Origin of the sequence: Planotetraspora thailandica (assembly GCF_016863335.1) — a bacterium.
GTDB classification, from domain to species: Bacteria; Actinomycetota; Actinomycetes; order Streptosporangiales; family Streptosporangiaceae; genus Planotetraspora; species Planotetraspora thailandica.
In genome coordinates this window covers 23,031-43,992 of the sequence record NZ_BOOR01000066.1, presented here as the reverse complement: position 1 = coordinate 43,992, position 20,962 = coordinate 23,031, and the positions used below count along the sequence as shown (strand labels likewise).

15 protein-coding genes and 2 pseudogenes are annotated in these 20,962 nt (G+C 68.3%); 7 read left to right on the top strand and 10 right to left on the bottom strand.

The window, feature by feature from the left end; all coding sequences use genetic code 11:
• Positions 1 to 98: 98 nt before the first annotated feature.
• Together Pth03_RS34405 and Pth03_RS34400 are read right to left on the bottom strand one after the other, a co-directional pair.
• Complete coding sequence (locus tag Pth03_RS34405; protein ID WP_203948645.1) at positions 99 to 2,489, bottom strand: WD40/YVTN/BNR-like repeat-containing protein; 2,391 nt, start codon at positions 2,487 to 2,489, stop codon at positions 99 to 101.
• A gap of 266 nt (positions 2,490 to 2,755) precedes the next feature.
• Complete coding sequence (locus Pth03_RS34400; RefSeq protein WP_203948644.1) at positions 2,756 to 3,247, bottom strand: hypothetical protein; 492 nt, start codon at positions 3,245 to 3,247, stop codon at positions 2,756 to 2,758.
• 124 nt (positions 3,248 to 3,371) lie between these two features.
• Here Pth03_RS34400 and Pth03_RS34395 point away from each other — a divergent pair, with 124 nt between their 5' ends.
• Positions 3,372 to 4,595, top strand: coding sequence for an ABC transporter substrate-binding protein (locus Pth03_RS34395; RefSeq protein ID WP_203948643.1), 1,224 nt, complete (start codon positions 3,372 to 3,374; stop codon positions 4,593 to 4,595).
• A 52-nt stretch (positions 4,596 to 4,647) separates the two neighbouring features.
• Here Pth03_RS34395 and Pth03_RS34390 read toward each other — a convergent pair whose 3' ends face one another.
• Genes Pth03_RS34390 through Pth03_RS34375 form a run of 4 tightly spaced genes read right to left on the bottom strand, consistent with a single transcriptional unit; the run spans position 4,648 to position 9,086 of the window.
• On the bottom strand, positions 4,648 to 5,376 hold the full coding sequence (locus Pth03_RS34390; protein WP_239119586.1) for an ABC transporter ATP-binding protein: 729 nt from the start codon (positions 5,374 to 5,376) through the stop codon (positions 4,648 to 4,650).
• A 19-nt stretch (positions 5,377 to 5,395) separates the two neighbouring features.
• Entirely contained in the window at positions 5,396 to 7,126 is a 1,731-nt protein-coding gene (locus tag Pth03_RS34385; RefSeq protein ID WP_203948642.1) for a branched-chain amino acid ABC transporter ATP-binding protein/permease, read from the bottom strand.
• Positions 7,123 to 8,079: a branched-chain amino acid ABC transporter permease gene (locus Pth03_RS34380; RefSeq protein ID WP_203948641.1), complete on the bottom strand. Its 957-nt coding sequence runs from the start codon at positions 8,077 to 8,079 to the stop codon at positions 7,123 to 7,125. The genes Pth03_RS34385 and Pth03_RS34380 overlap by 4 nt, the downstream gene beginning before the upstream one ends.
• Positions 8,076 to 9,086, bottom strand: coding sequence for a DUF5685 family protein (locus Pth03_RS34375; protein ID WP_203948640.1), 1,011 nt, complete (start codon positions 9,084 to 9,086; stop codon positions 8,076 to 8,078). The genes Pth03_RS34380 and Pth03_RS34375 overlap by 4 nt, the downstream gene beginning before the upstream one ends.
• Before the next feature lie 705 nt (positions 9,087 to 9,791).
• Here Pth03_RS34375 and Pth03_RS34370 point away from each other — a divergent pair.
• Positions 9,792 to 10,475 (top strand): GntR family transcriptional regulator, encoded by a 684-nt coding sequence (locus Pth03_RS34370; protein ID WP_203948639.1) that lies wholly within the window; start codon positions 9,792 to 9,794, stop codon positions 10,473 to 10,475.
• On the opposite strand, the gene Pth03_RS34365 is transcribed toward Pth03_RS34370, so the two are convergent.
• The 4 genes from Pth03_RS34365 to Pth03_RS34350 are packed head-to-tail and all read right to left on the bottom strand — an operon-like array spanning position 10,414 to position 14,868.
• Positions 10,414 to 11,073: an SRPBCC family protein gene (locus Pth03_RS34365; protein WP_203948638.1), complete on the bottom strand. Its 660-nt coding sequence runs from the start codon at positions 11,071 to 11,073 to the stop codon at positions 10,414 to 10,416. The two genes, Pth03_RS34370 and Pth03_RS34365, sit on opposite strands and share 62 nt — an antisense overlap.
• A gap of 3 nt (positions 11,074 to 11,076) precedes the next feature.
• Positions 11,077 to 11,613, bottom strand: coding sequence for a (2Fe-2S)-binding protein (locus Pth03_RS34360; protein WP_203948637.1), 537 nt, complete (start codon positions 11,611 to 11,613; stop codon positions 11,077 to 11,079).
• Positions 11,606 to 12,481 (bottom strand): FAD binding domain-containing protein, encoded by an 876-nt coding sequence (locus tag Pth03_RS34355; RefSeq protein ID WP_203948636.1) that lies wholly within the window; start codon positions 12,479 to 12,481, stop codon positions 11,606 to 11,608. Before Pth03_RS34355 ends, Pth03_RS34360 begins: the two co-directional genes overlap by 8 nt.
• On the bottom strand, positions 12,478 to 14,868 hold the full coding sequence (locus tag Pth03_RS34350; RefSeq protein WP_203948635.1) for a xanthine dehydrogenase family protein molybdopterin-binding subunit: 2,391 nt from the start codon (positions 14,866 to 14,868) through the stop codon (positions 12,478 to 12,480). Before Pth03_RS34350 ends, Pth03_RS34355 begins: the two co-directional genes overlap by 4 nt.
• Positions 14,869 to 15,423: 555 nt before the next feature.
• Between Pth03_RS34350 and Pth03_RS34345 the strand changes: the two genes are divergently transcribed.
• The 5 genes and pseudogenes from Pth03_RS34345 to Pth03_RS42250 all read left to right on the top strand — a co-directional run bounded on the left by Pth03_RS34345 (position 15,424) and on the right by Pth03_RS42250 (position 20,862).
• Positions 15,424 to 16,695: a CynX/NimT family MFS transporter gene (locus Pth03_RS34345; protein ID WP_203948634.1), complete on the top strand. Its 1,272-nt coding sequence runs from the start codon at positions 15,424 to 15,426 to the stop codon at positions 16,693 to 16,695.
• 789 nt (positions 16,696 to 17,484) lie between these two features.
• Positions 17,485 to 19,013 (top strand): annotated as a pseudogene (locus Pth03_RS34340) (ISL3 family transposase).
• Between the two features lie 139 nt (positions 19,014 to 19,152).
• Positions 19,153 to 19,341 (top strand): annotated as a pseudogene (locus tag Pth03_RS42770) (IS701 family transposase); the annotation flags it as partial.
• A 206-nt stretch (positions 19,342 to 19,547) separates the two neighbouring features.
• Positions 19,548 to 20,696, top strand: coding sequence for a HesA/MoeB/ThiF family protein (locus Pth03_RS34335; protein ID WP_203948633.1), 1,149 nt, complete (start codon positions 19,548 to 19,550; stop codon positions 20,694 to 20,696).
• Positions 20,697 to 20,739: 43 nt separating this feature from the next.
• Entirely contained in the window at positions 20,740 to 20,862 is a 123-nt protein-coding gene (locus Pth03_RS42250) for a hypothetical protein (protein WP_275413269.1), read from the top strand.
• Positions 20,863 to 20,962 lie beyond the last annotated feature (100 nt).

Here is a 20,962-nt window from a genome sequence, read left to right as displayed (position 1 = left end):
AACCGGCCGCGGCACCAGGCCGCTTTCGGAAATGACCTGGACGACCAAAACGCAGGGAGGGCGGGCCCGTTGTGCGCCCGCCCTCCCCGACCGGCTCGCTACTGCTGCGGAAGCGCGATCTTCCAGACGCTGCGGCCGAACGTCGCCGCGTAGAGCGTCTTGCCGTCACCGGTGATCTTGATGTCGAGCACCGGCGTGTTGGGCAGGCCGTCGCCGAACCGCTTCCAGTTCTTCTTGCCGTTCTTGTCGTAGAAGACACCGAAGTCGGTCGCCGCGTAGAGCTGGTCGTTCGGCTGGTCGTAGGCGAGCATCTCGACCGGCGCGTTCGGCAGCTTTCCGCTGATGTTCTTCCAGCTCGCTCCGCCGTCGGTCGTCTCCCAGACGTTGGCCGCGTAGTCGCCCTCCCGGTAGCCCGAGTAGGCCACGTACACGTGGTCGGCGTCGGCCGGGTCGACCACGATCGAGTTCACCCACCGGACGGGCAGGCCCTTGCCGGTGAACTCGGTCCAGTTGGCGCCGAGGTCGGTCGTCTTCCAGAGCCGGCCGGTGTCGGTGCCGACGTAGATCGTGTTGCCGTCGGTCTTCGCCACGCCGACCGAGGTGATCGTGGAGTAGAGGCCGCCATAGGAACCCTTGTCGTCCTGCTCCGGCGGCACCGGGCCGGTCAAGTAGTCCCCGGGCGGGCTGATCTGCGTCCAGGTCGTGCCCCGGTCGGTCGACCGGTCGAGCACGTTGCCGCCGAAGTACACGATCGAGGGGTCGGTCGGGTCGAGGACGACCGGCGCGTCTGTCGTGATCCGCGAGGAGTGCCGCTGTCCGAACCGGATGTTGCGGGTGGTGCCGTTCGCGTCCTCGTGCCGCGTGCAGTTTCCGACCTGGGAGCACTCGTAGTAGATGTTGTGGTCGCTCGGGTCGATCACCACGTAGTGGCCGTCACCGCCGCCGTAGGAGTTCCACTGCGTCAGGTCCGAAGGCCCGGCGGCGGCGGTCCAGGTACGGTTGCTGCCGTTGTCCTGCAGGCCGCTCGCGAGCCGGCTCGGGTCGTCCATGGCCACCGCGAGGTGGTACGACTGGTTGAACGGCTCGTACGTCGCGTGGATCCACGAGCGTGTGGCGCCGTTGGCGTCGGAGCGGTAGACACCGCCGTCGTCCCCGAGATACACCCGGTTCGGGACGTTGGGGTCCCACTGCACGATGTGCTGGTCGGAGTGCGGTCCGCTGGAGGTGGCCCACGTCGCGCCGCCGTCCTTGGACTCGCGCAGATTCACATCGGCGTTGAACAGGTGGTTCTTGTCCTTCGGGTCGACCCACAGGCGCCCGAACCACCACTCGAAGCCGCTCGAGCCGCCCGCACGACCGCTCGGCACGAACGAGTCGCCGCCGTCGTCCGAGACATAGAAGCCCTTGTCAGGACCGTAGGTGTTCCCGGAGATCACGTAGACCCGGTTCGGGTCGCTCGGCGCGACCGCGACTCCGATGCGGCCGAGGCTCGCGTCGCTCGTCAGGCCGGTGCCCGAGGCGTCCGAGACGTGCCTGCCGGTCACGTTCTCCAGCCGCTTCCACGTGTCCCCGCCGTCGTCGGACCGGTACAGACCGGAGCCGACACCGCCGTAGAGGCGTGCGCCGCTGTTGCGCTGGTGGTCCCACAGCGACGCGAAGATCCGCTTGGGGTTTGTCGGGTCGATCGCCAGGTCGACGCCGCCGGTGGTGGCGTTCGGCGTCGGCAGGACGAGCTTCCAGTCCTTGCCGTGGTTCGTCAGCCGGTAGATGCCGCGCTCACTCGCCGACCCGGACAGGTTCCCCGCGGCCGCGACGAAGACCGTCTGCGGGTCCGTGGGGTCGACGACGATCCTGCCGATCGCCGCGCTGCCGGTGAGGCCCCACTGCTGCCAGTGCCTGCCGCCGTCGGTCGACCTGTAGACGCCGTCGCCGAAGTAGGTCAGACCGCCGCCGGACGGGTTCGCCTCGCCGGTGCCGGCCCACAGCGTGCCGTCGGGGCCCATCGCCAGCGCGCCCACCGTCTGGGTGTAGTCGTCCGGCCAGGCCGGCTCGAAGGTGTCGCCGGCGTCCGTGCTCTTCCAGACGCCGCCGCCCGATGCCGCGACGTACAACGTGTCGGTGTGGGCGGGGTCGACGGCCAGATCGGTGACACGGCCCCCGATGTTCGAGGGGCCGACAAGATCCCAGGTGCCGTCGCCGGGTTTGAGCGCCTTGGCCTGCTGGACCGCTTGCTTGATCTGCGCGGCCGTCACCTCCTGACCGGAGGTGAACTTCTGCGTGAGGTATTTCGCCGGTTCGGCGGGACCACCGTCCTCCTCCTCGCCGGGAAGCTGCAGAGAGGCGCTCGTCTGGCTTCCCGCGGACAGGACCGCCTGACCCGAGAACGCGGGCCCCTGGAATGTCAAGGCCGACACGGCAACTGCGAGCACGCCCGCCGTACCGATCGCGGGCAGGGCATGCCTCATCCGGCCCTTACGTCTCTTGATCATTCCGTCTCCCAATAACCCGTCCACAGTTGGACATCCGGGGCAAAAGGTAAAGAGAGCGGAAGGATTGAGTCAATAGACGTTTGTCGAAGGTTAACTAACTACCGGGACGTTGCGGGCGTGATCTCCGCGCCCGCTCGATGCCGTACCGCGCGTCGGCGTCGTACAGGGGCCGGCCCGTGCACCGCCTCCAGCAGCACGTACCCGTTGGCGGAGCCGTCAGGGTCTCGTGCGACAAATGTAGGAAGCCACGGGCCGGCGTTCGTCTCCTAGGACAACGTGTACTTGACCCGGACCTTTCCTTCGCACAGCTGGATCACCTGGATGGCCACGTCGTGAGGTCCAGACAGGTGCGCTTCGGCCTCCGAGCCTTCTTCCTGGTCCTTGCGCTCGAGCTTGTACCCGGCCTTGGCGAGCACGTCCGCGGCCTCGTCGCGAACACTGTCGAGGTTGGTGGGATCCGCGTCCTTCGCGAAGAAGAACAGCTCGGTCTTGCCGAAGGGCCCCTTGGACATGTAGAGCTGCCCGCCGGACGGCATCGGCAGGTCCGCGGGCGGCTGCCGGTCCGGCTTGCCGGTCAGGTCGCCGGCCTGCGAGCAGGGGATGCCGTTGCCCGCCGCCTCAGGGCTCGCCGCCGCCGAAGTCACGCTCACGGGGCTTTCCTGCGCAGCGGCGTTCGAAGAAGTGTCCCCGCAACCGGCGAGTGACGCCACGGCAGCGACGGCGACGCTCGCCGTAGCGATCAGTCGTGTGATGTTCATGAAAGGGTTCCTTGGGAGGTGAGATAAGGTCCTGCGCATGATCGGGCAGGAATCCCTCAAAACGGGCGGATGCGCCCGTGGGCGGCGACGCTACCAGGTTCGCCGGCGTGGCCACAGGCCACGGATGGTGCCAACGTGGCTCGCCGCGCTCATCGTGCTGATCTCCGCCTGCTCGGGCGGCGGGTCGCAGGCGGCGTCCACCGACGACCTACTGGTGGTGGTCAGCGCGCCGATGTCCACAGAGCCGTGGATCGGCGCCTTCATCGAGCGAGGGGCGCGGCTCGCGATCGACGAGCTCAACGCGCACGGCGGGGTCACCACCTCGTCCGGATCGCGCCGGGTCAGGCTGACTGTGCTCGACAACGCCGGGTCGCCGGCCAAGGCCGCGGAGAACGCCCGCGGGGCGGTCGACGACCACGCGGCCGTTCTGCTCACAGACGGCACCGGCGCGGCCTCCGTCGCGCCGATCACCGACGCCGCGCATCTGCCGGTCTTCATCTGCTTCGAAGGCGGCGACGCGCTGATCGACCCGTCCCGCTGGCCGAGCCTTTTCCGCATGGCGCCGGCCAACAAGCCGATGGCGCGCCGGCTCGCCGACTACATCGCGAACAGCCGCCCCAAGGTCGGCGTGATCAGTGACGACTCGACGTACGGAGAACAGGGCCGGGAGGCGCTGCTACAGGCCTTCAAGATCGACGAGGTGGAGGTGGTGGCGGATCAGAAGGCGCCGGCACGCTCCCCCGACCTGACGACGCAGGTGCTGGCCGCGCGGCAGGCGGGCGCCGACAAGCTCGTGGTGTGGGCGAGCGCGAGCGACGTGATCGCGGCCATCCAGGCCGTCCACGCGCTGGGCTGGAAGGTGCCCGTCTACACCGGGCCCACCGGTGAGGACCCGCTGGTCCGCCAGCGCCTCGCCGAGCATCCGGAATGGCTCGACCAGGTCACCTTCGTCTCGTTCCGGATGACCAGCGAGGTCGGGCCGGGGCCGTTCGAGCAGTTCCGCGCAGGCTACGAGGCGAAGATGGGCGTCGATCTGGTCGGTGTCCGCCAGGACGGCAAGCAGGTCGTGCAGCCGCCGGACTGGCCGATGTTCTCCTACGACGCGGTTCACCTGGTCGCCGCATCGCTCAGCGAGAGCGGCGCGCCGGGTGAACCGCTCATGGAGGCCCTGAACAAAATCAGCATCACCGGCGCCAACGGCGACTACCGCGGCTACGCGGCCGACCAGCACGAGGGGGTGAACCCCAGCGACATGTACTTCGCCCGGTTCCACGGCTTCGTCTTCGAACCCGTCGGCGACGACCCGCTCTCCGACACCATCCCCTCCGTGAACCAACTGCAGGACTGACGCCCGTCACCACGGGGACGCATATCGGGGCCTCCGGGAAAGCGGGAGCGGCTCACTTCAGGGGGTTGCCGTCGCCGAAGTACATCCGGCCGATCCGCGGGTCGGCCGCCACCGCCGCGGTGGACCCGCTGAGGATCACGTGACCTTCCTGCAGCACGACGAGCCGATCGGCGAGCCGCAAAGCCAGCTGAAGGTATTGCTCGATGAGCAGAACGGCTGTGCCCGCGGCCCGGATGGCGGCGATGTCCTCGGCGAGCGCGGCGATCGACGCAGGAGCCAGACCAGCCGACGGTTCGTCGAGGACCAGCAGCGAGGGGTCCGACATAAGGCCGCGGCCGATGACGAGCATCTGCTGCTCTCCGCCGGACAGGCTGCCGGCGCGCTGCGCGCGCCGCTCCGCCAGCCGCGGAAAGGTCCGGTAGACACCCTCTCGGCGCTCGGCGACGACGTTCTTCCTACGGCCGTCGAGATAGCCGCCGAGGGTCAGGTTCTCCTCGACGGTGAGACTGGGGAAGACTCGTCTGCCGTCGGGCACGTGACTCAGTCCCCCCTGGATGATCCGCCGAGGGTCACACCGGGTGATGTCCCGGCCGTCGAACATCACCTCGCCCGAGCTCGGCCGATGCAGGCCCGACACCGCACGGGCGACGGTCGTCTTACCCGCGCCGTTGCCGCCGAGCAACGCGACGATCTCGCCGCGCTCGACGTGAAAGGACACGTCGTCCAGCACCGGTACAGCGCCGTGGCGGGCGCACAGTCCGCGAACGTCGAGCAGCGCCACGCGGTCTCCTCTCAGCAACTCAGGCAGGGGTGGACGACGGATCGGCATCGCCGAGGTAGATCCGGCGTACGGCGGGATCGGCGGCCGTCGACTCAGGGGTTCCGCTCGCCAGCACCCGGCCGCGATCCAGGACGGTGATCCTGTCGGCGACGCCGTACACCAGCGCCAGGTCATGTTCGACCAGCAGGACGGCCACGCCGCCTGCCGCGAGGCGACGCAAAACACGGGCCAGGGCGGCTCGTTCCGGCCCGGTCATGCCGACGGCCGGTTCGTCGAGCAGTAGCACGCGCGCCCCGGTCGCGACGGCCCGGGCCACCTGCAGGAGACGCTGTTCGCCGGCGCCGAGCGCGCCCGGGCGGTCGAACGCGCGCTGGGCGAGTTCCGTCACATGCAGCGCCCTCCATGCCTCGCGGTCGGCGGTGGCCGCGTGGTCCTGCATAGACGCACTTCCGAAAAGGTGCCGGACGACGGCGAACGGCACCGGTGTTCCTCCGCGCACCCCGAGCAGCACCTGACGATGAGGACAGAGCCGCTCCAGACCGACGGTGCGCTGGAACGTCCGGGTCACTCCCCTCCTGACCATCTCGAACTGGCCGGCCCCGGTGACGTCGGTCTCCTCCAGCAGAATCCGGCCGCCCTTGGGACGCAGAGCGCCTGCGAGGGCGCGTAAGGCCGTCGTCTTGCCGCTGCCGTTGGGGCCGATGAGCGCGTGGACCTCTCCGGCTCGTACCTCCAGATCCACTCCCGTGAGGATGTCCGTCTCCCCGATACCGACATCCAGCCCCTGGGCGGCCAACATCACCCCCTCCCGGGAAACGGTGGAGGTCGTGAATTCCCCGGAATGTTCCACCGGTTCACGCGGGCGCTCCGCCCGCTCGGGCCACCAGGCCGCCAGCCGTTCGATCGGCTCGCGAAGGAACGGAACCGCGACCAGCGCCAAGGCGGTGAGCACGCCACCGGATGCCCCGGCCGGCAGACCCACCGCGCCGGCGAGCGCGTCGCCCAGCGGTGGAATCACGGCGATCACGAGCAGGCCGAGCACCGGCCCCCACAGCCGTGCCGTACCCCCGATCAGCGCCGCCACGAACAACTGGAGGGACAGCAATGGCGAGACGTCGGATGGGGCCGCTACCCCGAGCAGCACGGTGATGCCCGCGCCGGACACCGCCGCGATGGCCGCGGTCGTGGCGAAGAGAGCAGCCCTGCGGCGAAGCACCGGCACCCCGAGGGACGTGGCCAGCGCGGGAGCCTCGCGAAGGGCCGCCCAGTCCAGGCCGGCCGGCCCGCGGGTCAGCCGGGCCACGGCGGCCAGTGACAGCAGGCACAGCGTTCCCGCCACGGCGACGTGCGCCCACGGGGTGAGAGTGACGGTCACGCCGAAGAACGGTGAGTTCAGGCGGGCCGGTGTCGGGCGAACCAGCCCCTGGCTCCCACCGGACACCGCGGGGAACGCCTGGAGCAACGCGTACACGAGCCAGGCGAACGCCCATGTCGACAACGCGACCGCCGCGCCGCGCAGACGAGCCGTGAGCAGGCCGACCAGGTAGCCGGCGCACGCCGCGATCGCGGCGGCGGCGAACGCGGCCGCTGCGAGCGGCAATCCGGCGCGTTCCAGATGCACGACACCGAAACCGCCCACGGCCAGGAACGCGCCTTGGCACAGGACGGGTTGCCCTCCGTACGAGACGGACAGCGCGAGCCCCAGCACCGCGATCAACAGGTACAGATGGTGTGCCAGCTCGACCGTCATTCCAGGTCCTCACGCAGCGGCGATCGCAGGCCCCGCCGTCCGAGGGCGAGCACGATCAGCAGGATGGCCAGCGGTACCACGTCGGCGTAGTGGGGGCCGAGAACGCTCGATGCGACGACGAACGACTCGATCACGCCGAGCGCCAGCCCTCCGGCCAGCGCGCCACGCACCGATCCCAGGCCGCCCATCAGCGCGGCCGCCATCGCCTTGAGGCCGAGGACGACGCCGTCGTCGACACCGAGCGAACGGTCTGGGGAGATCAGAAGCCCCGCCAGACCCGCCAGCGCGCCGGCCACCACGAACGCGACGAGCACCAGCCGCCGTACCGGGAGTCCGAGCAGCGCGGCGGCGGTGGGGTCCTCACTGACCGCCTTCATCGCCGTGCCGACCGGGGTGAGCACGAGCAGCCGCTCGACCAGGATCCCTACGGCCAACCCGATCCCTATGACCCCGAGAGTGCGCACCGCCACCGTCCCTCCCCCGGGCAGCTGCAGCACCCCTGAAGGCGTCAGGCTGCCCAGGCGCAACGGATCCGGGACCGCGTACGCGTCCTGCGTGAGCACCAGCCCGAGAACCTCCCGGATCAGCAGGCCGGCGGCCAGGCCACCCGCCACCCAGCCCAAGACGTCCCCGCGGGTGGACCGGTGCCCGACTCCCGGCAGGAAGGGCCGTACGGCGACGAGGTAGACGCCCGCCGACAGTGCCGCTCCCGCGGCGACGATCAGTACCGCCAGCCCGACGGAGTGCACCACATCCAGGGCCGCCGCCACCGGCGTGGACCCGAGCACCACCAGCACACCGATGAACACGCCGCCGACCACGAGATCGCCATGCGCGAAAGAGATCACGCCGGTGAGCCGGTAGACGAGGCTGAACCCCATCGCGATCAAGCCGTAGGCCGTACCCAGAGCCAACCCGCTCAGGAACGCCTGCAGGGCCACCACTCCGCTCACCGAGCGCCATCCTCAATGATCGGCGAGCCAGATGAGTGATAGCAGGAGATGTCGACGCACCCTTCGTCAGTCTTCTGGAGCGGCGACCGGTGCTCTAGGAACCGCAGTCGCAGCAGCACCCGTCGCAGGAGCAGCAGTCCTTCAGGCAGCACTCTCCGGAGCACGAATTTCCGGAGCAGCAGTCGCAGCATCCCGAGCAGCAGGGGCAGTCGCACAGGTCGCAAAAGCAGCGTTCGGTCCACGGCGCCTGCCGGTAGGCGCTCCACGGCGGGCGATAGAGCCCGCAGGTGAGGAAGGTCGCCACGCCGGCCGCCGCCGTACGCCTGCTCCCCGAGAGGCCCTGGCACGTCCCTGGGCGAGCCGGTGTAGGGCACGTCCGGCCGCGCGGACGGTCCGGCGGCGTGGGCGGCGCTATACGCGTGGGTCCCGAACGCGCGGCCGACGGCGCGGCGGGGCTCGTCGCACAGCAGCGACTCGACCAGGTTGCGGTCGTCCAGGTCGAGGTCGCGTACGGCGAGGCGGAGGCCGTGCAGCGCCTGGTGGGCGGAGGCCTCGGTCAGGACGGCGGTGTCGAAGCCGATCGACTCCGCGCCGCGCTGGGCGGCAGAGGTCCAGGCGGCGGCGGTCGCGCGCATCGGGACGCCGGTCACGCGCCGGGCGGCGATCCCGTCGCCGTCGGCCGCGTGGTCGCGGATCTTGCCCGCGGCGAGGGCCAGCGAGACCACGGCGGCCAGGCGGGCGCCCCGGTCGTCCGACGGCACCACCTCGGCGGACCGGAAGCCGCGCAGCGCGCAGGGTCCGGCGGCCCGCCGGTTCGGACCGGTTCCGGCCCGTGACTGTACCTCCGTCAGGACCGGCAGGATGAGGCCGTCGTAGTTGGTCGCCATGCGGGAGAGATGCCCGTGCCCGTCCCGCAGCGTCAGGCAGAGCCCGCACAGATGCGCGCGCCAGGCCTTGTGGACGGAGGGGCAGGAGTGGCGGGCACCCGGCCGGAGGATCCCGAACACCCAGACTCCCTGGAGGTCATTGCGTACGGGATCGTCCCGTTGCGCGGCGATTATGCCACCAACGGCCGGGACCCTGCTGGAGAAGACGGAGGGGCGGCCTGGACAATCAAGGGATGATAGTTACCGATGGGTTTGAACTAATCCTCGACGAGCACGCCCTCACCCTGAGCCGTCCCGCGAAGCGCAACGCCTGACCGCCGCGATGTGGCGGGTGCTGCCGGGCATCCTGGCGGATCTGGCCGCCGATCCGAATGTTCGGTGCTCATCCGTTACCGGAGCGGGCGGAACTTCTGCACGGCTGCCGTTCGCGTCAAGGCTGCTGTGGTGGTGACCATACGTGGGGCGTGGTGGTGGTCACAGCGTGGAAGCCTAGCCGCTGCAGGATCGGGGCGCTGTCGTCGGAAGCGTCCACGTGATCCCGGCTGCTCGGACCTGCTTGCGGTACTTGTCGTGGTCGTAGAGCGGCAGCGGGTCGGCGACGCGAGCGCGAGCCCTGCGACCCAGGACTTGCACTCCCCGGAAGCGTGGAGGCCAGTTGACCTTTGTTCTGGTGGGTCGCCGGCGGCCTTACCTGGCGCCTCGGCGGCGTCGCGACGCCCGTACTGAGCGGGGCCGAGGCGGGCGGTCCGACGAGGGAGCGCGATGCCCGGCTGGCGCGTGACGCGAGGATAGGCTTGGCCATAGCCCTTGTGAGGAGGTAGTTCGATGGCAGACGACAAGTGGCCGGAAACCTCCGCGGCCCAGCGCGCCTACGCCGAGATCGCCGGCCGGATGGCCTCGGACGACCTGCCCCCCGGCGTCTGGCTGCGGGAGAAGTCACTCGCCGCCTCCATGGGCATCAGCCGTACCCCCGTCAGGGAGGCGCTGCGCAAGCTCGCCTCCGAAGGGCTCGTCCGGCTCGAACGCCATCGCGGCGCGCAGGTCGTGAGCTGGACCCCTCAGCAGATCTCCGAGATGTACGGCCTGCGGGCCGTCGTCGAGGGGTACGTCGCCGCCATCGCCGCCCAGAAGATCAGCCCTGAGGCCCTGGACAAACTCGACGCCAACCTCGCCGAATACGAACGGGTGATCGCGGACGGCGACGCCCCGGCCAGGCAGCAGGCGGCCGAGCTGAACAACGAGTTCCACGCCATCGTGCTCGACGCAACGGGCAACGAGAGCCTCGTCACCCTGCTCGGCGGCGTGCTCGGCCTACCGCTGGTACGCCGAACCTTTCTTCGCTACACCGCTCGTGATCTGGAGCGCACCGTCGAGCATCACCGCGAGATCGTGGAGGCGATGCGCCGCGGAGACGCCGTCTCCGCCGAACTGATCATGAAGGTGCACATCAACGCCGCACAGCGCGCCGCGCTCCTCCACGAGGCCCCCGCCGCGGCCGGTAGCGAGTGACCAGCCAGGTGATCAGGGCGCCGCACGCGAACGCCCCGGCCACCACCGCGCCTCGTCTGATGAGAGGCCAGGCCAGTGCCAGCGCGTCCAGTTCCGGCTCAGCCGGTGTCATGCGCAGCTCGCTGCCGGACACCGACGGAGGCCGCTCTCCCTGCTGGGACAGCATCGCCTCCAGGTTGGCGGCGAACATTCCGATCAGCCGCGCCCCGACATCGGCCATCGCGCTGCGACCGAACTGTGCGACCTTCCCGGTGACCTGCATCTGCGTGTCGACCAGCACCTTGGTCTTGTCCGGTCCTTCGCCAACCAGGTCTATGGTGACGACGGCGGCGGCCGACCCCTTGCCACTGCTCTCGGTGCCACGAGCGTCGAGCACCATGCGGTGGTCGCCGGCGTCGACCTGGGTGAACGACGCGGTGCCGCGATAGGTGACCTTGATCGGGCCGACCTTCACCGCGACGGTGCCCTCGTATCCGCCGTCGGCGAGCGGGGTGACGGTGGCGCCCGGCATGCAGGGCGCGATCTTCGGCACGTCCGTGAGCAGCGTCCAGGCGGCGTCCGGCGCGGCCGGCACGATGAACTCGTTGGTGAATTGCATGGTCTACTCCTCTGTCCCTGCCGCCGGGGCCCCCGAAGACCGGGGCACCGTCTGAGCAGGCGCGGTTTCGGCTTCGATGCCCTGGCTGATGGCGGCCTCGATCGCCCGGACGATGGCGTTGTAACCAGTGCAGCGGCAGATGTTGCCGGACATCGCCTGGCATACCTCCTCGCGCGAAAGCGGTTGCCGCCCTCGTACGAGGTAGTAGCCCGCTAGCAGCATGCCCGGAGTGCAGAATCCGCACTGCAGAGCGCCCTGCTCGGCGAAACAGGCGCGTAGTCGCTCCGCGTCGGGTCCTTCGAGGCCTTCCACGGTGATCACCTCGGCGCCTTCGCAGGCCGCGGCGAGAGTGAGGCAGGCGCGCACCGGCAGGTCGTCGAGAAGCACGGTGCAGGCCCCGCACACGCCCTGCTCGCACCCGAGATGGGTACCGGTCAGGCCAAGATGGTCGCGTAGCAGGTCGGCCAGGGTCGTACGAGCGGGAATGATCATCGTTCGCGGCTGATGCTGCACCGTCAGGTGCACTGTCACCTCATTCATCGGACACCTCCTCGTGTACGGCTCGCAGTGCCCGGTGCACCGTGACCGCGTGCAGATGCAGGACGTAACGGGCGGCTGGATCGCCGGCGCCCGGATCGGCACCGAGATCGGCGGCGATCGGGACGACCAGGTCGTCCGCGGTGACAGCGTCGACGTCATGGCCCTCTACCAGCCGCTCGGTTCCGGCGAGACGCACCGGTGTGTCCGCGGCGGCCCCGAGCCATAGTCGCGGCTGGCGGATACGCGGGGTGGCGTCGTGTTCCATGAGCGCGACGGCGAGTGACTCGGCGAACTCGCCCGGCTTGCGTGCCGTCTTGCATACGCCCCAGCGGGTGCTCGCGGGCAGCCGCCCGACCTCCACGTCGACGATCAGCTCGTCAGGTTCCAATGCCGTCGAGAAGAAGCCCAGCAGCAGGTCGCGCACCGGGACGCGCCGCATGCCGCGCACCGACAGTACGTGCACGGCGGCGTCGAGCGCCGCCATGACCGTGGGCCATTCCGCGGAGGGGTCGCTGTGCGCCAGGCTGCCTCCGACCGTGCCCCGATTGCGGATCGCCTGGTAGCCGATCCCCGCCGCCATTCGGCTCAGCAGCCCGCCGGTGACATCGGGAACGAGCTGGTACTCGAACCTCATGTGCGTGGTGGTCGCGCCGTAACGGGCGCCCGAGGCGTCCACGGTGGTCTGCCTCAGTTCGGCGATCCCGGTGACGTCGACCAGGTGCGCCGGCTCCGCCAGCCGCATGTTCATGATCGGCAGGAGGCTCTGCCCACCCGCGATCACCTTGGCGTCGTCACCCAGGTCGCTCAGCAGCCGTACGGCCTCGGCGGTGCCGGCCGGCCGGTGGTAGTCGAAGGCCGCGGGCTTCATGACACCGTCTCCGCGATCGGCGCCATCGCGTCCTGGGCATCACGCAGTGCAGTCCACACCCGCTGGGGCGTCATCGGCGTCTCGTTGGCCTGCGCGCCGAACTCGCGCAGCGCGTCGGTGACGGCGTTGCCGATCGCCGCCGGCGGCATGATGGCGCCGGACTCCCCCGTACCTTTCATCCCGAACACCGTGTTGGGCGACGCCGTCCGTAGATGCCCGATCTTGAGCTCCGGGATCTCGGTCGTGCCGGGCAGCAGGTAGTCCAGGAAGCTCGACGACTTCGGTTGCCCGTCGTCGCCGTAGACGAGCTCCTCGAGGAGCGCGCTGCCGATGCCCTGCGCGACGCCGCCGACGATCTGCCCCTCCACGATGAGCGGGTTCACCACGGTTCCGCAGTCCTCAACGACCGCGTAGTCGAGGAGGGTGACGCCGCCGGTGTCCAGGTCCACATCCACCACCGCGGCGTGGGTGGCATAGCTGAACGCACCGGTCTCCACGGCCGGGCGGTAGTAGTAGGTCGCCTCAAGCCCACCCTCGATGCCGGGCACATGGTCAGGGGTGAACAGAAACTCCTTGGCCAACTCCCGATAGCCGAGCGAACCTGCCCGCCCGACCACAGCGTGATCGCGCAGCCGCAGGTCCTCCACCGGCTCGTCGAGCAGCACGGAGGCGATGCGCTTCACCTTCTGCGCCAGTTGCCGCGCCGCGCCGTAGCTGGCGCCGCCGGCCATCACCATGGATCGGGAGGCGAAGGTGCCTTCGCTCCTGGGAGTCAGCGCGGTGTCGCCGTGAATGACCGTGACGTGTTCGGGCTCGACGTCGAAGACTTCGCTGACCACCTGCGCGAGCGTGGTCTCCGAGCCCTGCCCGTGGCTCTTGATGCCGACGCTGAGGGTGAAGCCGCCGGTCGCGTCCATCTCCAGGCGGGCGCCCTCGGTGCCGATCGTGATGGCGAGCCCACGGGTGGCCCATTCGACGCAGCCGTGAGCGGTCTGCTCGGTGCATGAGCCGTAACCGATGCCGATCCTGTGCCGCGAGTCCGTCGGCACGCCCCGCTGCCGTTTCCGCCACGTGTCGTGGCCGATGAGGACGGCGGCCTGCCGTACCGCCTCGGGATAGTCGCCGCTGTCGTAGACCTTGCCGGCCACCGAGGTGTAGGGCATCTCATCGGGCCGCACCATGTTCTTGAGGCGCATCTCGTAAGGCTCAAGGCCAAGCTCGTGCGCCAACTCGTCGATGGTCCGCTCGATGGCGAAGCAGGCACCGGGGCGCCCGACCCCTCGGTAGGGCCCCGACGGTGCTTTGTTGGCCGCCACGCTGCGGGTCCGGAACCGGTAGTTCCGCACGCGATAGGGCCCCGGGATCATGGCCGCGGCCATGGTGGCGTCCATCGTCGCGGTCCACGGATACACCGAGTAGGCCCCGCCGTTCACCAGGATGTCGGCCTCGACACCGAGCAGCGTGCCGTCCGCCGCAGCGTGCGCGGTGACCAGGTAGTGATGGTCACGCGCCTGGGTGGAGGCCACCATGCCCTCCCAGCGGTCCTCCACCCAGCGGATCGGGTGGTCGAGCTTCATCGCGATCGCGGCGAGTGCGACTTCCTCCGGGTAGAGCGAGCATTTGGAGCCGAAGGCGCCACCCATGTCGGGGGCGATCACCCGCACCCGCCTGGCTTCGATGCCGAGCAGGATCGCGATCATTTCGCGGATCATGTGCGGGGTCTGGGTCGAGGACCACACGGAGAGCCGATCGGCCGACCGGTCGTAGTGCGCGATGACGCCCCGACCCTCCAACGGCACCACTGCCTGCCGGTTCATGGTGTACTCGCGGGTGACCGACACCGCTGCCTCGCGCGCCGCGGCGTCCACATCTCCGACGTCTCCCGACGTGGTCGCGAAGATGTTGTCGGGCCAGTCGTTATGCACCTTGGGCGCGTTGTGCGCCAGCGCGTCAGAAAAGCCGACCACGGCGGGCAGCGGCGTGATGTCCACGGTGATCCGCGCCGCGAGATCCTCGGCCTCGGCCCGGGTGCCGGCGATGGCGACGGCGATTGGCTCGCCGACGTAGCGAACCTTGTCGGCCGCGAGGTTGGGCAGCGGCGCGGCCCTGAAGCCGGCCAGGGTCGATGTCGCGGTGAGGGGTTCGGCGAGCTGCGCGAGGTCGGCCGCGGTCCACACCGAACCCGGCTCGGCGTCGTCGGGGACCGACACCGCCGTGATCCGTCCGTGCGCGACCACGCTGCGGACGAAGGCCACCTCCCTGAGACCGGAAAGTTTCACATCGGAGACGAACGAGCCCCGGCCGGCCAGATGCCTGGCGTCCTCACGCCGCGGCGTTCTGGCTCCGATCCCGTAGCGCCGTGCGGGTGTGCTGTCACCGGTGGTCATGTGCCCCTCCTCGCTGTACCGGTCTCCCTCTGTCGTCGTACGGCAAGGCGTCCACCGCCGGGGTGCCGGTTCCCATGCCCACAAGCTTTGGGCCAGATCGTATACAACTTATTTGCCGTGATCGGCTATCGATAGCCCTTCAGCCGGTGCATCCACCGCAGGTTTCGCGCCGGCCTCAAGCAGACAGAACGGCCGCCAACCGAGGTTCAGGTCTGCCACATCCGCGGAGCGGCGCCACTTTTGCGCAGCTAAACCATATATTTGCCTCTTCGTCTATGGAATTCTATTCACTACTGATCTGTCAAGGTCCGGCCGCTTAAAGTAGTCATCCAACGACACTCCGTGGCTTGTGGCGAGCCTCGCACCTACCCCGCGCGCACCGGCATTCACGAGTTGTATACCATTCTTCGCTACCAGGCGGTTGAAGCGCGGCTGCCGCCCGCAACGAAGAGGAGTGTCCGCATGCAGGCGACGAGCAGTCCGGCGGTCCTGCGGGACGCGGGTTCCCTCCCTGGCAGCCCCGCAGGACAACCCACGTGAGGAGTAAAGGTGACCGTGCCAAACACATCGGCAGCACACACGGAGACGGGCCGGCAGGCCCCCGGCTCGAGCCGCATCCCAGAGGAACCACGGGCAGCGTACGGACGGCCGGCGGTCTGGCTGGCCGTGAGTGTGATCCTGCTGGCGCTGAACCTGCGTCCGGCTCTGGTGGCTGTCTCCCCGCTACTCGACACCATCCGTTCCACGACCGGGATGTCCGCCACGACGGCCGGACTGCTGACCACGCTGCCACTGCTGTGTTTCGGTCTGCTGGCCCCGCTGGCTCCCCAGATCGGCAGCCGGTGGGGCATGGAACCGACACTGGCGGCCACAATGGCGCTGGTCTGCGCCGGCACCGCTCTGCGCATGCTGGACGCCATGGCCGGATTACTCGCCGGCACCGTGCTCATCGGCGCGGGCATCGCGGTGGCCAACGTGCTGTTGCCCGGGGTGATCAAAAGGGACTTTCCTTCCCGGATCGGGCTGATGACCAGCCTGTACTCGATGTCGATGTTCGGCGGCGCCGCACTGGCCGCCGGCGTCACCGTGCCCGTCGAACACGCCGCCGACCTCGCCTGGCGTCCCACGCTGGCGCTCTGGGGCCTGCCCGCGATACTGGCCCTCATCGTGTGGATGCCGCAGGTCCTGCGCCACACCCGGACCCGAGCCACGGGGGCGCGCGGCGCGACACCACCCGTGCGCGGACTGTGGCGACACCAGGTGGCCTGGATGGTCACCCTCTACATGGGCCTGCAGTCGCTGGCCTACTACGCCGCGACCGCCTGGCTGCCCAGCGTGCTGACCGACGCGGGCACGCACGAGGGTGTGGCCGGTTGGATGCTGTCTTTCTCCAGCCTGCTGGGCATCGTCGGAGCGTTCCTCACCCCGATACTGGCCAACCGGCACGTGCACCCGGGCGTGCTGGCGTCGTCCGGCGCGGTGCTGTGCGTGCTCGGCTTCGTCGGCCTTCTGGTCTCCCCGACGGCCTGGATCTACCTGTGGATGGTCCTGCTCGGCCTCGGGCAGGGCGCGGCAATCAGCCTCGCAATGCTGTTCATCGTGCTGCGCGCCCCCGACGCCCGGCACGCGGCTCAACTGTCCAGCATGGCGCAGTGCTTCGGCTACGTCCTTGCCGCCCTCGGTCCCCTCACCCTGGGCGGCGTCCACCAGCTGACCGGCGGCTGGACGATTCCACTGTTGCTTCTGGCGGTGCTGGTACTCCCGCAGATCGTCTTCGGCCTCGGTGCCGCCCGCGAACGCCACGCGTCACCCGAGCAACGCTCCTGAACTGCGAATACGATCGAGCGCTGGGTCTCACCCAAGACGGCGTCGTAGATCTGTACAACTAGCGCTGGCCGAGCAAAAAGCCCAAGACGGGGAAGTACATCTCGTACTGGGAACGATGGGAGGGGCCGGGAAGTCCGGCGTCGCCCAACGCCCGGGAGCCGAGTTACACCACATCGCCCGGTTAGCGCAGATCTACCGATGTCTGATAGGTGACCTATTAGTACGCCCGACTGGGGTCAGCGCGAATGCTCTGGCCTGGTCGCCAGTGACGAGGACGAAGCGACGAACTGCCATACGTGTTGGGCTGGTCTCCGCGGCCAGCCCGCTGGTCAACGAACTCGTGACTCCCCTGACGGAGGCCACGCACTCCACCAATGGCAGCGGACGACCCAAGGGGTCGGCCCCTCTGCCTCTTGAGGTCGTCGAATCCCTCGACGTGATCACCGACCAGCTGCGCCGCATGGACGACAGCTCGGCGGCGGCGACCTCCTCGGCGTGGTCCAGCAGCACGTCAACATCGGACGCTGGTGACATCCTCACGATGCGACCGCTCGCAGAACATGGGCTACCAACACGTCATCAAGGGCCGCGGCTGAGCCGCTCCCGCCTCAATGGAGGCTTGACCTTCTGACGCTCCTATGTCAAGCGACCACTCGTTTGGCTTGTGACGGAGGAGCGAGCCTGGCTTCGAGGGTCTGTCCGGGTCTGTCCATTGAACGGCTCTGTCTCTCTTTCGGCTCTGTCGCAGATTCGGTGGTGACGAAAGGTTCGGCTGCGTCACAGTGAGTCATGATTGATCTTGATGAGCTTGTGAGCGTGGTGTTTTCGGGGTTGTCGCCGCTGGTGGTGAAGGACATCGTGGACGAGGGCGAGCGGATCCGAGTGCGGGCGCGAACTCCGGACGGGTCGGTCGCCTGCTCGGGGTGCGGGGTTGAGACAGCGTGGGTCCACGGCTATCACGACCGGACCGTTGCCGATGTCCCGGTCAACGCACGCCGTGTGCTGGTGGTGGTGAGGATCCGCCGCTTGGTCTGCCCGACCCTCGGCTGCCGCCAGACCTTCCGCGAACAGCTGCCCGGTGTACTGGAGCGTTACCAGCGGCGCACACCCCGTCTGACCTCGCAGATCGGTGCGGTGGTCCGCGAACTGGCGGGACGAGCCGGCGTGCGCGCCTTATCCGCTCTGGCTGTCGACCTGTCCCGGCACACCGCTACGCCTTCTGCTGCGCTTGCCTTCTCCCCAACCTCGGGTGCCCGTGTGCTCGGCGTGGATGACTTCGCGCTACGCCGACGCCACCGCTACGCCACCGTGCTGATCGACGCCCAAACACGCGAACGTATCGACGTCCTGCCCGGCCGCACCGCCGATGTCCTGGAAGCCTGGCTTCGAGCTCATCCCGGAGTGCAGGTCGTGTGCCGGGACGGCTCAGGCGCCTACGCCGAAGCCGTGCGCCGCGCGCTGCCGGACGCCGTCCAGGTCACCGACCGATGGCACCTGTGGCACAACCTCGGCGAGGCCGTCGGGAAAGAAGTAGCCGGACACAGTGCCTGCTGGGCCAAGACCGGACCACCCCTGCAGGACGGCAAGCGCGCCACGACCACCCGCGAGCGCTGGCACCAGGTCCACGACCTGCTCGGCAAGGGCGTCGGCCTGCTGGGATGCGCCCGCCGCCTGAACGTGTCCCTCAACACCGTCAAACGCTACGCCCGCGTGGGCGAACCCGAACGCCTGCAACGCGCCCCCCAATACCGGCCCACCCTCGTCGACCCCTACCGCGACCATCTCCGGCGCCGCCGCTCCGACGACCCCGCCGTCCCCGTCGGCCACCTGTTCAACGAGATCAAATCCCTCGGCTACCAGGGCGGCCTCAACCTCCTCTACCGCTACATCACCCAAGGCCGGGTCGAAGCCGACCGCCTGCCCATCTCACCCCGCCGCCTTGCCCGGCTCCTGCTCACCCGGCCCGACAACCTCAAAGACGAGCACCGCCACTTGCTGGACGACCTCACCACAGCCTGCCCCCAGATGATCGACCTGGCCGAACTCGTCCGCGGCTTCGCCGACCTGCTACGGCCACACGAGGACAACGCCGAGCGCCTCGACGCGTGGATCACCACCGCCCGGACCAGCGATCTGCCTCACCTGCACGCCTTCACCCGCGGCCTCGACCACGACCGCGACGCCGTCCGCGCGGCCGTCACCTTGCCCTTCCACAACGGCGGCACCGAAGGCGTCAACACGAAACCAAGCGCATCATGCGCCAGATGCACGGCCAGGCCGGCTTCGCCCTACTCCGCCACCGCATTCTCTTGGCCTAACTCTCCGTTACCACCGAAAGAGAGACAGAGCCGTTCGTGTCTTACAGTCCCTGACCTGGCCGGATGGCATTTTCGGCACGCGCAGAGCATCCAGGTCAAGCCGCGGTCCCCCCGCATGCGGTGACCGCAGAGAGGGGGCCCAACACCAGCAACCCACAGTGATCAACTGATCGCGATCTCCGCCAACGAGATCCGCCGATTGTTCGCAATGCTGACCAGACCGCCTATCAACGAACACCACATCCGCCACTGGTACCTATGGCGGCGACGCCACCAGACCCGTGCTCGACAATCCCACTACCAGCGACAACACCTCAAAGATCAGTAAGTGCGACTGGAGTATTAGTCCGACCTTTGCAGGGCACCCGGACTGGCTGGCCCGCCCACGTATGCCTTTGTCGGCCAGGGTAAGCAGGTCGGCGGCGCTGACCTGCTTATAAAGAGCACTCCGTCCCTGCCCCCTACAGACTGGTCGGCGCGACCAAGGTCGGCTTCACCGGGCCATCAGGGTTGACACTGTCAAATAGTCATCTGATGATCAATAGATCTCAGGACGGGGTGTTGACAATGACGTACGTATATCGCATGCCGATGGTAAAGCCCGAGCACAATCCACAGAGGCTTAGTGATGGGACCATTCGAATCGGTGGTGACACTTACGGCATTGCCGCGGAGATCGACGACCCGGAGGGCTGGGTATGGTCAGCTCTGCAACTGATGAATGGGACTCACGATCCGACCACCGTTGCGTCGCTGTTATCGAAACATTTTTCTGAACTTTCTCGAAGTCGGGCTTCGGATATTGTTTCGGAATTACTGGCATCTGGCTATATCGAGGATGCCGCCGCCTCCACCCCATCAGAGCTCAGCGAACGTGAGCTCGATCGATACAGTAGAAACCGCGCGTTTTTCCGTCGTATCGATCTCATCCCACGAGCGCACGACTGGGAACTCCAGGTCAAATTAAAACGTTCTCGTGTGGTCGTACTCGGCCTGGGCGGTACGGGCTCGCATGTCGCATGGGCACTGGCCGCAGTTGGTGTCGGGGAAATTCACTGCGTCGATCCAGACCGGATCGAACTGTCTAACCTGAACCGCCAGATCCTCTACACCGAGGATGATATCGGTCATTTCAAGGCAGATGTGGCCGCAGCCCGGATCAGCCGTGTCAACTCCGATATCACTGTTACCCGCTCCCGTGAGCGGGTGGAAAGCCAGACCCATCTCGCCCGACTGGTGGATGGCTACGACGTTCTGGCTCTTTGTGCGGACGAACCTCGGGGGTCGCAGAACATCAAGGCTTGGGCCAGTCGTGCCTGCGCTCTGGCGGGGGTGCCATGGGCCGGCGGAGGCTACTCCGGACCCATTGTCACGTGCGGCGTCTTCGCCCCGCCACGAGGTGCGTGCTACGAATGCGTGAGCGCGCAGGCGGTCGCCACACGACGGCCGGGAGTCGACGTCAACCTCGGCGGGCCCGGCGTAATCGCCTTCTCGGCAGGACTCACCGGCCAAATGATCGCACAATCCGTCGTTTCTCTCATCACCGGAGTGCCGGATCCGATGCCGGGGACGCTGCGGGCTATGAATCTCGCAGTGCTTGGTGACTACGACATTTTTCAAGCACCGCCGCGAGATGACTGCGCTAGTTGCTACCCCTTGACTTCCTTCGGAAGAAGATCATGATCCATGGTGTACGTGTCGAGGCAAGAACATGAGGAGGAAGCTCGTGGCGGAGGAACGCGAAGTGCATCCTGTTTCGGACGAGGCTGAAGAGCCCCAGGCAATCTCGATCCGAAAGCTCGACAAGATCGAGACGACCGGGCTCGACAGCAACAGCCAAGGCAGCTAGGGATTCGACGCGGCTGAGCCGGCACATGTCCGGCTTAGCCGCGCATCACTGTGGGGAAGCACTGATGAGCATTATCGAGCGCCCGCCCACCCCCGACATG